The sequence below is a fragment of the Arthrobacter sp. 7Tela_A1 genome (genome assembly GCF_049311065.1).
Taxonomy (GTDB): Bacteria; Actinomycetota; Actinomycetes; order Actinomycetales; family Micrococcaceae; genus Arthrobacter_B.
In genome coordinates this window covers 15,139-28,786 of record NZ_JAXIOO010000021.1, presented here as the reverse complement: position 1 = coordinate 28,786, position 13,648 = coordinate 15,139, and the positions used below count along the sequence as shown (strand labels likewise).

Annotated in this window: 9 protein-coding genes; 4 read left to right on the top strand and 5 right to left on the bottom strand. The window is 66.0% G+C overall.

The window, feature by feature from the left end:
* Positions 1-14: 14 nt before the first annotated feature.
* Genes TVB01_RS10325 through TVB01_RS10315 form a run of 3 tightly spaced genes read right to left on the bottom strand, consistent with a single transcriptional unit; the run spans position 15 to position 3,593 of the window.
* Positions 15-923, bottom strand: a complete 909-nt coding sequence (locus TVB01_RS10325; protein ID WP_422455812.1) for a MaoC family dehydratase — start codon at positions 921-923, stop codon at positions 15-17.
* Positions 920-2,260, bottom strand: a complete 1,341-nt coding sequence (locus TVB01_RS10320; protein ID WP_422455811.1) for a 3-oxoacyl-ACP reductase — start codon at positions 2,258-2,260, stop codon at positions 920-922. The genes TVB01_RS10325 and TVB01_RS10320 overlap by 4 nt, the downstream gene beginning before the upstream one ends.
* Before the next feature lies 1 nt (position 2,261).
* Entirely contained in the window at positions 2,262-3,593 is a 1,332-nt protein-coding gene (locus tag TVB01_RS10315) for an acetyl-CoA C-acetyltransferase (RefSeq protein ID WP_422455810.1), read from the bottom strand.
* 72 nt (positions 3,594-3,665) lie between these two features.
* Here TVB01_RS10315 and TVB01_RS10310 point away from each other — a divergent pair, with 72 nt between their 5' ends.
* A complete protein-coding gene (locus TVB01_RS10310; protein WP_422455809.1) occupies positions 3,666-4,430 on the top strand; it encodes a TetR/AcrR family transcriptional regulator in 765 nt (254 codons plus the stop codon).
* Complete coding sequence (locus TVB01_RS10305; protein ID WP_422455808.1) at positions 4,427-6,523, top strand: acyl-CoA dehydrogenase; 2,097 nt, start codon at positions 4,427-4,429, stop codon at positions 6,521-6,523. The genes TVB01_RS10310 and TVB01_RS10305 overlap by 4 nt, the downstream gene beginning before the upstream one ends.
* Positions 6,524-6,600: 77 nt before the next feature.
* Here TVB01_RS10305 and glgA read toward each other — a convergent pair whose 3' ends face one another.
* Positions 6,601-7,797 (bottom strand): glycogen synthase, encoded by a 1,197-nt coding sequence (glgA, locus tag TVB01_RS10300; RefSeq protein ID WP_422455807.1) that lies wholly within the window; start codon positions 7,795-7,797, stop codon positions 6,601-6,603.
* 107 nt (positions 7,798-7,904) lie between these two features.
* Between glgA and glgC the strand changes: the two genes are divergently transcribed.
* Together glgC and TVB01_RS10290 are read left to right on the top strand one after the other, a co-directional pair.
* Positions 7,905-9,155, top strand: coding sequence for a glucose-1-phosphate adenylyltransferase (glgC, locus tag TVB01_RS10295; protein ID WP_422455806.1), 1,251 nt, complete (start codon positions 7,905-7,907; stop codon positions 9,153-9,155).
* Positions 9,156-9,330: 175 nt separating this feature from the next.
* Complete coding sequence (locus TVB01_RS10290; protein WP_422455805.1) at positions 9,331-10,854, top strand: SDR family NAD(P)-dependent oxidoreductase; 1,524 nt, start codon at positions 9,331-9,333, stop codon at positions 10,852-10,854.
* Here TVB01_RS10290 and TVB01_RS10285 read toward each other — a convergent pair.
* The gene (locus tag TVB01_RS10285; RefSeq protein ID WP_422455804.1) at positions 10,826-13,615 is read right to left on the bottom strand and encodes a cation-translocating P-type ATPase; all 2,790 of its coding nucleotides are present in this window, start codon (positions 13,613-13,615) and stop codon (positions 10,826-10,828) included. The genes TVB01_RS10290 and TVB01_RS10285 overlap by 29 nt on opposite strands.
* Between the last annotated feature and the right edge of the window lie 33 nt (positions 13,616-13,648).

The window sequence follows — 13,648 nt, the reverse complement described above, 5'->3', positions numbered from 1 at the left end:
CCGCTGCCTCTGTGTCAGAGCGGCCGGGCCCAGCCGTGGAAGTGCCTGCGGCGGCTGCGCTGGTTCCAGCCCGTGAACGTTGTCCCGGTGATCTCCCCCGGAGTGCCGGCGTCTGAAATGCGGACGCTCACTGTCGCCGGAAGGAACACCGGCGATTCGAACTCGATGTTCCATTCGAAAGGTTCCGGCAAGGCCGGACCAGCTTCCGCGACGACCCGCGAGGCGAGGTACATCCCGTGGGCGATCGAACGCTTCATGCCCAGCGCTTTGGCGGAGAGGCTGCTCAGGTGGATGGGGTTGAAGTCCCCCGACACCTTCGCATAGTTCCGCCCCGCGTCCGCTCCGAGCCGCCACTGGGCCGTGGGAACCGGCGGCGTGAAGTCCTCCCGCTCCGTCCGGGCCTGGACGCGGTCGATCCGGGGAAGGAAGACACCCTTGGCCAGATAGACCGAACGTCCGGTCCACACGAGTTCGGTGCCGGAACGGACTTCGGCCACCAGTTCCACCTGCGTTCCCGCGCGGTGGCCGGCCAGGTTTTCCGCCCAGGCGGTGACACTCAGCGGCTCCGTGTAATGGATGGGCCGCAGGTGCGTGACCTGGTTGCGCAGATGCACCATTCCCAGCAGCGGCAGGGGAAAGTCCTCACGTGCCATCACGCTCATGGCCACCGGGAAAGCGAACGTGTGAACGTACCCCGACGGCAGCGTGTCCTGAGCGCTCCGGAGCACCAGCCGCTGAAAATCCGTCAGCTTCTCAAGGTTTACCCTGGCGTTGGTGACGGTGTGGCGTGCTGCCGGCAGCGTCTGGGTTGAAGCCGCGGATGACAGCTTGCTGCGCGCGGCGTTGCCGGCCGCGGAAAGGTACAGCCGGCCCAGTGCAGGGATTTCGTGGAGCTGGAATTGCTGCAGGTCCTGGACGCTCATGCTCCAACCATATTCTGGCCGCAGACCCGCAGGACCTGCCCGTTCACACCGGCCGCACCGTCAGAGGCGAGGAATGCGATGGTCTCGGCGACGTCGATGGGCTGGCCGCCCTGCTGGAGGCTCGAAAGCCGCCGTGCAACCTGGCGGGTCAGCGCCGGCATCCGGGCGGTCATATCCGTTTCGATGAAGCCGGGAGCGACGGCGTTGATCGAACCGCCGCGGGGCTCCAGCAGGGGCGCGGTGGCCCGGACCATACCGATAATCCCTGCCTTGGAGGCTGCGTAGTTCGTCTGGCCGCGGTTGCCGGCGATTCCGCTGGTGGACGCCAGCGAGACAATCCGGCCCTGCTGGCTGAACGCCTCCGAGGCCAGGAAACGCTCGTTCATCTTCAGCTGAGAGGCGATGTTCACCGCAATCACGGAATCCCAGCGCGAGGCGTCCATGTTGGCCAGCAGCTTGTCACGGGTAATGCCGGCATTGTGGATCACAATGTCCAGCCGGCCGTAGCGTTCGGCTGCGTGGGCGAGAATCCTGTCGGCCGCGTCGTCACGGGTGATGTCCACCTGCAGCGCCGTCCCGTGGATTTCATTGGCCACCGCTGCCAGCTGCTCCCCCGCTGCCGGAACGTCCACCACAATGACGTTGGCGCCTTCGCGGTGCAGCACGCGGGCGATCGCAGCGCCGATGCCGCGGGCGGCTCCGGTGACGACGGCGGTCTTGCCCGCCAGGGAAGCAGTCCACTCGGCGGGGAGCTCCCCGGCAGTGGATCCAACGGTGATGAACTGTCCGTTCACGTACGCACTGCGGCCCGAAAGCAGGAAACGCAGGGCGGCGGCCACGGACGGTGCCGTGGCACCGGTTCCGTTGGCCAGCACGATCCCGTTCGCGGTCGCCCCGCCGCGCAGTTCGTGCGCAAGGGAGCGCAGCGTGCCGTCGACGCCCTGGCGCGCCGCAGCGGCAGCAGGGTCCTGCGCCTCGGAAGCCGGCCGCGAGACGGTGACGATCCGTCCCCCGGCGGCAAGGTCCCGCAGGCTGGCGCCGGCGTCGAGGCTCACGGCGGACAGGTCCTCCGGAGACATCACTTCGTCCAGGACCATGAGGATGGCGCCGAGCTTTTCCTTGGGGGTCGCGTGACGGCGGACGTCCTGCTGCCAGGAAAGCAGCACGGAGGCCAGGGTGTCAGCGGATTCGCCTTTCCCCAGGACCAGGACGGGTCCCGGTACCAGCGGCTTCGACGGGTCGAAGCGCCGCAGCACGGCCGGCCGTGGAAGACCCAGCTTCTTCGCGATCTCCTTGGTGAGGCCGGAGTTGACCAGGTTCAGATAGGTATCCGACATGTCAGCGAGCCTCCAGGATGGCCACGAGTCCCTGGCCGCCCGCCGCGCAGATCGAGATGAGGCCGCGTCCCGACCCCTTTTCGGACAGCATCTTGGCCAGCGAGGCGACGATTCGCCCGCCGGTGGCTGCGAACGGGTGGCCGGCAGCGAGGGAGGAGCCGTTGACGTTGAGCTTGCTCCGGTCGATGCTGCCCAGCGGGCCTTCCAGTCCCAGGCGGGTGCGGCAGAACTCGTCATCCTCCCAGGCAGCCAGGGTGCTCAGCACCGTACCCGCAAAGGCTTCGTGGATCTCGAAGAAGTCGAAATCGTCGAAGGTCATGTTGTTGCGGGCCAGCAGGCGCGGGACGGCGAAGGCCGGCGCCATGAGCAGTCCGTCGCGTCCGTGGACGAAATCGACCGCCCCGGCCTCGGCATCGATGATGTTGGCGAGCATCGGCAGATCATGTTGGCGGGCGTATTCTTCCGAGCCGAGAAGCACAACCGACGCGCCGTCGGTGAGCGGGGTTGAGTTGCCCGCGGTCATGGTCGCTTCGTCACCCAGCGCACGGCCGAAGACCGGCTTGAGGGAAGCGAGTTTCTCCAGTGAGGTGTCTGCACGCAGGTTCGAATCGCGGGACAGGCCGCGGTACGGGGTCATGAGGTCGTCGAAGAATCCGCGGTCGTAGGCGGCTGCCAGGTTCCGGTGGCTGTTGTACGCGAGCTCGTCCTGGCTTTCGCGGGTGATCTTCCACTGTGCCGTGGTCAGGGCCTGGTGCTCCCCCATGGAGAGTCCGGTGCGCGGTTCTCCGGTGGTCGGTGCGTTCGGTGCCAGGTCCTTGGGGCGGATCTTGGCGATCGCTGCGAGCTTCTGCTTGGTGTTCCGGGCACGGGAAAGGTCCAGGAGCGCGCGGCGCAAGCCTTCACTGACGGCGATCGGGGCATCTGAGGCGGAATCGACGCCGCCGGCGATGCCGGATTCAAGCTGGCCCAGCTTGATCTTGTTCGCCAGGGAAACCACGGTTTCCAGGCCGGTGGCGCAGGCCTGCTGCACATCGTAGGCAGGCGTCTCCGGGGACAGTGCGGAACCGAGGACTGCCTCCCGGGTGAGGTTGAAGTCCCGGGAGTGCTTCAAAACCGCGCCGGCCGCAACAGCACCGATCCGTTCCCCCTGCAGCCCGAAGCGGGCCACCAGTCCGTCAAGTGCGGCGGTGAGCATGTCCTGGTTCGAGCTGTGCGCATACGCTCCGCCGGACCGGGCGAAGGGAATGCGGTTGCCGCCGATTACGACGGCGTTCCGTACGGCGGGACCTGAGCCCTGCACCGGCTGCGGTGCGGAGGCGGGTTGTGCAGCCATTCGTCATTCTCCTTGGGGGTCGTTGTGTGACGAGAGTTACTGTAACCCAGCGTACCTGATACGCTGAGTATCGTGAACAGCGCAGCAAAACAAGATACTCGGACGGCGGACGGCCGGTCCGTGCGGTGGGAAGCCCACCGCACCGAGCGGCGCGGAGCCCTGATCAAGGCCGCCCGCCGGGCAGTCCACACCCTCGGCGCGCAGGCGTCCATGGAAGAGATCGCCGCTGCGTCCGGTACCTCCAAGTCCGTGTACTACCGCTATTTCGGTGACAAGTCGGGGCTTCAGCAGGCCATGGGCGAAGTCGTGATCAACCAGATGCAGGAAAAGATCCTGGCCGCCGGTCGCAGCGCGGACTCCCCCCGCTCGGGTATGCGCGCCATGGTTTCGGCTTATCTTCAGATGGCCGAGACCTCTCCCAACGTCTATGCCTTCGTCACGGGCAGCCCGGCAGGCGAGGCTGCGGCAGGCAGCGAACCCGGTGTCGCCGTCGCCCTCTCGCATTTCATGGCGAATATCAGCTCCATGATGGACCACGCCGTGCAGCTGTACCTGAAAGGCCACCAGTCGGATGCCGTGACGCAGTCCGCCGCAGGCTTCTGGCCCATCGCAGCCCTGGGCATGGTGCGCGCAGCCGGTGAACGCTGGCTTGCGACGCCGACCGGACCGGATCGTCCGACTGAAGCCGAAATGACCGACCAGCTCACCATTTGGCTTTTCGACGGGATCGGCTGGGACTCCCCCGAACCCGCAGCAACGACTGTTACTCCCTCCACCACTGTGCGTGGCGGCCGAACCGGCTCCGACGCAGTGCCGACAAGTAAGGACACGCAATGACGCAATCAGTCTCCACCCCAGAGCGCCAGCTTCCGGCCAGCACCGTCATCAGCGATGACGATTCGGCTACCGTCAACGTAGAGGCACTGGGCCGCGCCCTCCTGGGGAAGTGGGAGGAGATCCGGATGAAGGCCAGGGCACTTGCCGGCACCGATGCCCTCCACACCCCCGCCGGGCTGACGCACACCGAGCACCGCCTGCGCGTCATGGACCAGCTGAGGATCCTCGTTGACGCCGATGCCGTGCACCGTGCCTTCCCTACGTACGTCGGGGGCCAGGATAACCACGGCGGAAATATCGCCGGGTTCGAGGAGCTCGTGGTGGCCGATCCGTCACTGCAGATCAAAGCCGGCGTGCAGTGGGGACTGTTCGGCTCCGCCGTCCTGCACCTCGGTAACCGCGAGCACCACGAGAAGTGGCTCCCCGGCATCATGAGCCTGGACATCCCGGGGTGCTTCGCGATGACGGAAACCGGTCACGGATCCGATGTGTCCAGCATCGCGACCACGGCGGAATACGACGAGGCAGCCGGCGAATTCATCATCAACACCCCTTTCCGTGCGGCGTGGAAGGACTACATCGGCAACGCCGCCGTGAACGGCAAGGCCGCAGTGGTGTTCGCCCATCTGATCACCAAGGGCGTCGACCACGGCGTCCACGCGTTCTACGTTCCGCTGCGGGATGAGAACGGGTTCCTGCCCGGCATCGGCGGCGAGGACGACGGAGTCAAGGGCGGCCTCAACGGAATCGACAACGGCCGGCTGCACTTCAGCAACGTCCGGATTCCCCGTACCAATCTGCTGAACCGCTACGGAGACGTTGCTGAGGACGGTACGTACACGTCCAGCATCGAAAGCCCGGGACGCCGTTTCTTCACCATGATCGGCACCCTGGTCCAGGGGCGGGTATCACTCGACGGCGCCGCAGTCGCCGCCTCCAAGCTGGGACTGAATATCGCCATCAAGTACGCGACCGAGCGCCGGCAGTTCAATGGTGCCTCGGATACCGTCGAGGAAGTGCTGATGGACTACCAGCAGCACCAGCGCCGGCTGCTGCCTCTGCTTGCCACCACGTACGCGGCGTCCTTCGCCCACGACGAACTGCTCGCAAAGTTCGACGACGTGTTCTCCGGCGCCGACGACACTGACGAGAACCGCCAGGACCTGGAAACGCTGGCAGCAGCGCTGAAGTCACTCTCAACCTGGCACGCACTGGACACCCTGCAGGAATGCCGTGAGGCTACCGGCGGTGCGGGCTTCCTGGCAGAGAACCGGCTCACGGCCCTCCGGTCGGACCTGGACATCTACGTCACGTTCGAAGGCGACAACACCGTCCTGCTCCAGCTGGTGGCCAAGCGGCTGCTCGCCGACTATGCCAAGGAATTCCAGAGTGCCGACTTCGGTGTCCTGGCCCGCTATGTGGTGGGTCAGGCCACCGAGCGCACCTTCCACCGCTCCGGGCTGCGGCAGATCGTGCAGACCGTCGCCGACACGGGCTCCGAAAAGAAATCCGCCATTGCCCTGCGTGACCCCCGCACCCAGCACGACCTGCTGGCCGACCGCGTCGCCACGATGGTCGCGGAGGTAGCCGGAGAGCTCCAGAAGGCCCGCAAGCTGCCCAAGGCGGAAGCCGCGGTGGTGTTCAACCGGAACCAACACGACCTGATTGAGGCTGCCCGGGCGCACGCGGAACTGCTGCAGTGGGAAGCCTTCACCCGCGGCCTGGAGCGGATTGAGGACGACGGCACGCGGCAGGTGGTGACCTGGCTGCGCGATCTCTTTGGGCTGGGCCTGATCGAGAAGAACCTGGCCTGGTACCTCATGCACGGACGGCTGTCTTCCCAGCGTGCCCGCACCCTGGGCGAGTACATCAACCGGCTGCTGGCCAAGATCCGCCCGCACGCCATGGACCTGGTGAACGCCTTCGGCTACGGACCGGAGCACCTGCGCGCCGCAGTTGCCACGGGTGCCGAGAAGGAGCGTCAGGACGAGTCCATGGAGTATCAGCGCCTGCTGCGGGCAAGCGGCGCGGCTCCGGTTGACGAGAAAATTCTGATCCAGCGGAAGAAACAGGCCGCCAAGGCCAGCCGCTAACAGCCGCACTAACCATAAAAGCGGTGGCCGCAGTAATTCCTGGGTACAACCGCTTTTTCGTCGCTGACCAGTCGTTTCTAGGGAAGAACTGAACGGTAGACGTCGATGGTCGCCTGGGCGATTCTGTCCCAGGAAAACTCCTGCTCGGCGCGCCGGCGGCCTGCCTGGCCCATCTGGACGGCGCGGTCCGGGTCTGTGACAACAACGGTTAGCGCGGCGGCGAAGTCCCGGACGAAGGTTTCGGGATCAAGTGGGGTACCGGTGCCGTCGTCGAGCTGGTCGAGGGGTACCAGGAGTCCGGTCACTCCGTCGTCCACTACCTCCGGAATGCCGCCGGTGGCACTGGCGACGACCGCCGTACCGCACGCCATGGCTTCAAGATTGACGATGCCGAGCGGTTCATAGATCGACGGGCAGGCAAACGCCGTCGCGGAACTGAGGACCTTGATGAGCTCGTCCCTGGGCAGCATGCGTTCGATCACGACAACACCGCTGCGGGTCTCCACCAGCTCGTCGATGAGGATGGCGGTCTCTGAGGCGAGTTCGGGTGTGTCCGCGGCACCCAGGCACAGAATGACCTGCACATCCGGGGGCAGGAGGGCGGCTGCGCGGAGGAGATAGGGCACGCCCTTTTGCCGGGTATTCCGCCCGACAAAGACGACTGACGGGGCATCCGGGTCAATGCCCAGGCCCCGCAGGGCATCCGGGTCGAGGTCGGGCCGCCAGTCGCTGGTGTCGATGCCGTTGTGGACAACGTGCACTTTCCCGGGCGTGACCTCCGGGTAGGCGCGGAGGATGTCCCGGCGCATTCCTTCAGAAACGGCGATGATGGCCGAGGCGGCGTCGTACGCGGTTTTCTCGACCCAGGAGGAGAGCGCATAGCCTCCGCCCAGCTGTTCGGCTTTCCATGGGCGGAGCGGTTCGATGCTGTGGGCGCTGAGGACGTGCGGAACCCCGTACAGCAGTGAGCCGAGATGGCCGGCCATGTTCGCGTACCAGGTGTGCGAATGGATGACGTCTGCGCCCTGGAAGCCCTGCAGCATGTCCAGGTCCGTTCCCAGGGTCTGCACAGCCGGGTTGGCGGTTTCCAGCTCAGCCGGAACGGGATAGGCCTTGACCCGGGCTCCGTGATAGTCCAGCTCCCGGGGTGCGCCAAAACAATGGACGTGCAGGTCGAGGAGACCGGCCAGCACCCGGCTGAGCTCAGCGACGTGCACACCGGCACCGCCGTAAATTTCCGGCGGGAATTCCTTGGAAACGATATCTACTCGCACTTGTACAACGTAGTGCACATCACGTGCGGTGATCTAGTGTGTTGGGCAGCAGGCTTACCTCTCCGGCAGGCTAAACAGTTTCCCACCTGCGGGTGGAAGTCAGGAGTATGCACATGGCACCGAAGAAAGTCCTGTCCGTTGTCCTTGCCGGGGGCGAGGGCAAGCGGCTCATGCCGCTTACTGCTGACCGGGCCAAACCCGCCGTGCCTTTCGCCGGGAAATACCGGCTCATCGACTTTGCCCTGTCCAATCTGGTGAATTCCGGTTATCTGCAGATCGTGGTGCTGACCCAGTACAAGTCGCACAGCCTGGACCGGCACATTTCCGAAACGTGGCGGCTGTCCACGCAGCTGCAGAACTACGTGGCATCCGTGCCCGCACAGCAGCGGGTCGGAAAGAGTTGGTTCCTGGGCAGCGCCAATGCCCTGTACCAGTCGATGAACCTGATTGACGATGCCCGGCCGGACATCGTCGTCGTGATCGGCGCAGACCACGTGTACCGGATGGATTTCTCCCAGATGGTCGATGCCCATATTGCTTCCGGAGCTCCGTGCAGCGTGGCAGCAGTGCGGCAGCCGCTCTCCATGGCCGACCAGTTCGGCGTCATCGAAACGGACCCCGCCATGCCGGGACGGATCGCAGCGTTCGTGGAAAAGCCCTCAAGCACTCCCGGCCTGCCCGATGATCCCGACAGCTTCCTGGCCTCAATGGGAAACTACGTCTTCACGACTGACGCACTGGTGGAAGCGCTGCGGGTGGACGCTGAACGCCTGATCACCAAGCACGACATGGGCGGGGATATCATTCCGTATTTCGTGGACCGCGGAGAAGCGGCGGTATACGACTTCACCGAAAACGTGATTCCCGGGGCCACCGGCCGGGACCAGCGGTACTGGAGGGACGTAGGCACCCTGGATTCCTACTACGACGCGAACATGGACCTGATTTCGCCCGTGCCCGCCTTCAACCTCTACAACCTGCAGTGGCCCATCTACACCCGGCAGAGCATTTCGCCGCCCGCCAAGTTCGTCCGCGGACCTTCCGATGAACCAGGTACCGCAGTGGACTCGATTGTCTCGAACGGTGCGGTCATTTCCGGGGGCAGCGTTTCCGGGTCCGTCCTGGCCCATGACGTATACGTCGACGCCATGTCCAGCGTCAGCGACAGCGTGATCATGGACGGCGTGCATGTGGGAGAGCGGGCAATTGTCCGCCGCGCCATCGTGGACAAGAACGTGCAGATCCCGCCGGGTGCCACTATTGGCGTGGACCGGGAGCTTGACCTTGCCCGCGGCTACACCGTGACGGCGTCGGGCCTGACAGTGCTGAGCAAGGGGCAGACAGTTCGCATCGACTAGGCGGTACGGAGTCCGCTTCACCCCGGCGGCCTTTCCTGGAGGCGCCGGGGTTCAGCGGGCTGTGGGCCCCGCCGCTTGATTCCGGCTTGGCGTGCCCGTGGCGGTAAGGTCGAAGTGCACCATTTTGCCCTCCGCCGTGCACACCCCCGGCGGACCACATCCCAGAAACGACTCCATGAGCAGCACTGACGTGAGCAGCACTGAACCGAGCCCCACTGAACTGAGCACCACTGAACTGAGCACCACTGAACTGGGCCCCACCGACAGCACCGGCCTCAGCCCCGAAGACCTGGACGCCTGCCTCCGGGTCCTGTCCCGGATCCACGTGCTTGAGGAAGACCATCCGGACCACGTCGCCGTCCGCCGGGCGACCGCCAAGATGTTCAAGGCCGTCAAGAAGCACCGAAAAGTTGCGAAGCGGGACGCGGTGGCGGAAGCAGACCGCGCCGTCGTGGCCCGCACTGCCACCGGCGCTCCGGACCGCATCGACGACGAGACCCGCGGTGCGCAGCTGCGCAGTGCGGCCCACGGCCCGTCCGCCGGAACCCTGCTGAAGCCGCGCAACTGCTACATCTGCAAGCAGCCGTACACCTTGGTCGATGCCTTCTACCATCAGCTCTGCCCGGAGTGTGCAGCCTTCAGCCACGCCAAGCGCGACGCAAGGACCGACCTCACCGGGCGGCGTGCACTGCTGACCGGCGGGCGCGCCAAGATCGGCATGTACATTGCGCTGCGGCTGCTCCGCGACGGTGCCCACACAACGATTACCACCCGCTTCCCGAAGGACGCGGCCCGCCGCTTCGCCGCGATGGAGGACTCGTCCGAGTGGCTGCACCGGCTCAAGATCGTCGGGATTGACCTGCGGGATCCCGCGCAGGTGATTTCCCTGGCCGACGCCGTCGCTGCCGACGGGCCGTTGGACATCCTGATCAACAACGCTGCCCAGACTGTCCGGCGGACGTCCAACGCCTACCAGCCGCTCGTGGAGGCCGAACACGAAGAACTGCCCTCCGGCCGGCCGATGCCGGAGCTCGTCACGTTTGGCAATACCTACAACGCCCACCCCACTGCGCTGGCCGGCTCCGTGGCGGAGCATCCGGTGCTCGCCGGCGACGCGGTGACGTCGCTGGCGCTGACCGCCGGCTCCTCGTCCCTGGCCAAGCTGGAGGCCGGCACGGCAATCGACGCCGGCGGCCTGGTTCCGGATACGGCACCGGTCAACAGCTGGACCCAGCTGGTGGACGAGGTAGACCCGCTCGAGATGCTCGAAGTGCAGCTGTGCAACGTGACGGCGCCCTTCCTTCTGGTGAACCGGCTGCGCCCGGCCATGGCAGCCTCTCCCGCCCGGCGCAAGTACATCGTGAACGTCTCCGCCATGGAGGGCCAATTCGCCCGCCGCTATAAGGGTCCCGGGCACCCCCACACCAATATGGCCAAGGCCTCCCTGAACATGCTCACACGTACCAGCGCCGGTGAAATGCTGGAGACCGACGGCATCCTGATGACCGCGGTGGACACCGGCTGGATCACGGACGAGCGCCCGCACCCCACCAAGGTTCGCCTGGCCGAGGAAGGTTTCCACGCGCCGCTGGACCTCGTTGACGGAGCAGCGCGGGTCTACGATCCGATCGTGATGGGTGAAGCCGGCGAAGACCTGCACGGCGTATTCCTCAAGGATTACCGGCCGTCTCCCTGGTAGCACGACGCCGGCGGATCGCTGCGGCTGCCTTGCTGGCTTCGGAGACGACGATGATGCTGGCTGCCGTCCCGATGCACAGCAGCCACTGGTCCGCGGTCAGGGGGGATGTGTCGAACAGGTTTTCCAGCACGCCTACCTGCACCACCAGGACCTGGAGCACGACCACGGCGCCCAGCGCCAGCCAGATGCTCCGGTTGGTGAACGTCTGCAGTGAGAAGACCGACGACGTTTCGCTCCGGACGTTCAGCAGGTTGAAGACCTGGAAGAACACAAAGGTAGTGAAGGCCATGGTGGTGGCGAAGTCCTCCCCCGGGGCTTCGCTTCCCGGGAAAATTGACGGCGAAGCGAGCCCGACCCAGCAGGTTCCCGCCGCCATCACAAGCCCGGACACGAGCAGCCCCACCAGCCGCTGGCCGGTTAACAGCGGTTCCCGCGGCTTCCGCGGCGGCTGCCGCATGACGCTGGGATCGGTCCGGTCCACCCCGAGTGCCAGCGCCGGCGGCCCGTCCATGATGATGTTGACCCAGAGAATCTGGATTGCGGTGAAGGGCGCTCCCCCGGCGAAGCCGAACGTTGCCGCGGCGAGGAACATCAGGACGAATCCCCACGCCGTGGTGAGCTGGAAGCGCACGAACTTGAGGATGTTGGCATAGATGCCGCGCCCCTCTTCGACAGCGTCGACGATCGTGGCGAAGTTGTCATCGGTGAGGATCATCCGCGCCGCGCCCTTGGAGACATCCGTTCCGGTGATCCCCATGGCAATTCCTATGTCGGCGCGCTTGAGCGCCGGGGCGTCGTTGACGCCGTCGCCGGTCATGGCAACGACACTTCCGTCAGCTTGGAGCGCCTCGACCACCCTCAGTTTGTGTTCGGGAGACACCCGGGCCAGCACGCCGTACTGAGCTGCCCGCGCTTCGAGTTCGTCCTGGCTGAGTCCGTCCAGGTCCGTGCCGGAAACAGCGCTGCCCCGGATACCGAGGTCCTGGGCAATTGCCGACGCCGTGACGAGATGGTCTCCGGTGATCATGCGGACGCTGATGCCTGCCCCGTGGGCACGCTCGATCGCCTCGCGCGCTTCGGGGCGGGGCGGGTCCATGATGCCGACGACGGCGTACAGGACAAGGTCCGTTGCTGCTTCCTTAAGGCCTGCCGGGTCCTCGGGCACCGCATCATCCAGCCAGCGTCCGGCAACGGCCATGGTCCGCAGGCCGGATCCGGCCAAGGCAGCCACTTCCTCCGCCAGGCGTTCCCGCCATCCGGCGTCCAGCGGTTCGATGCCGCCCGCAACGACTGCAGAGGAGCACATCTCCAGGACGACACCGGGCGCACCCTTGACGTTGCAGTGAACGCGTCCCGGTTGGTTCCTGCTGCTGTTGAAGGTCGCCATGTACTTGTAGGCGGAGTCGAAGGGGATTTCCGCCACCCGGGGGTGCGTGGCCCGCGCACCCATCGGATCGATGCCTCCCTTCTCCGCGAGCACCACCAGCGCTCCTTCCGTCGGATCGCCGGAGAGGACGCCGTCGGTGACGGAGGCATCGTTGCAGAGGGCCATGGCGAGGTACGCCTCGGTCAGTGCCGGAACCTGGTCACCGTCCGGGCTCAGAATCTTGCCGTCGACGCCGTAGCCGGTCCCGGTGACCCGAAAAGTGGGACCGGCGGGGCCCAGGATGCGGCGTGCAGTCATTTCGTTCAGTGTCAGGGTGCCGGTTTTGTCCGTGCAGATCTGCGAGGTCCCGCCGAGGGTCTCCACGGCGGAGAGCTGCTTGATGATGGCTCCGCGGGCCGCAAGGCGTGACGCGCCCATGGCGAGCGTGAAGGCGACGACGGCGGTCAGTCCCTCCGGGATGGTGGCCACGGCCAGGGACACCGAGGTTAGGAGCAGGGTGCTCAGGTCCTCGCCGCGCAGCAGCCCCAGCACGAAAACCAGTGCCACGACGGCCAGGGCGATCCACGTCAGGAGGGCGGCCAGCTGGTCAATGCTGCGCTGCAGTGTTGTCTTCTCATCCGGGGTGCTGCCGAGCATATGGGCGATGTGTCCCATTTGGGTGGCCATCCCCGTGCCCGTGACGACCATCAGGGCCCGGCCCCGGCTGATGTCCGTGCCCATGTACAGCATGCTGTGGCGGTCACCGAGGGGTGCGTCTGCGTCCTGGGTGGCCTGTGCGTCCTTGTTCACCGGCTGGGATTCACCGGTGAGGGCGGCTTCAGCTGCCTGGAGCCGCACTGCTTCCAGCAGGCGCCCGTCCGCCGGAACTGAATCCCCCGCTTCCAGGAGGACGATGTCCCCGGGCACCAGGTCTTCGCGCGGAACGGTGGCGGCCGTGCCGTCCCGGCGCACCCGGGTAGTGCCCACGTCCGTTTTCCGGAGGGCCTCCAGGCTGCTCTCCGCCCTCCGCTCCTGGACGTAGTTCAAGGTGGTGTTCAGGATGACGACGGCAAGGATGACGATGGGGGTTTCAAGTTCCCCGGAGACGACGGCGCTCAGGACGGCGGCGGCGAGGAGGACCAGGATTAGCCGGTCCGAGAGCAGCGCCAGGATCTTTCGCCACGCTGGTACCGCGGGTTTCCCGGCCAGCCGGTTCAGCCCGTACTCAGCGCGGCGTTCTTCGACCTCACGGGGCGTCAGGCCGCGTTGGGCGTCCGTGCCGAGAAGGGAAGCTACCTCTGGTCCCGGAAGGGTCCATGGTGCTGTGACGCGGTACTTGGGCTCGGTGGCCGGAGCGGGAGACGCGCCGGCCGGGCGATCGCTGCCATGCTGCATGGGCTTGCCCCTACTGGGCTCGGCGGATGGTCA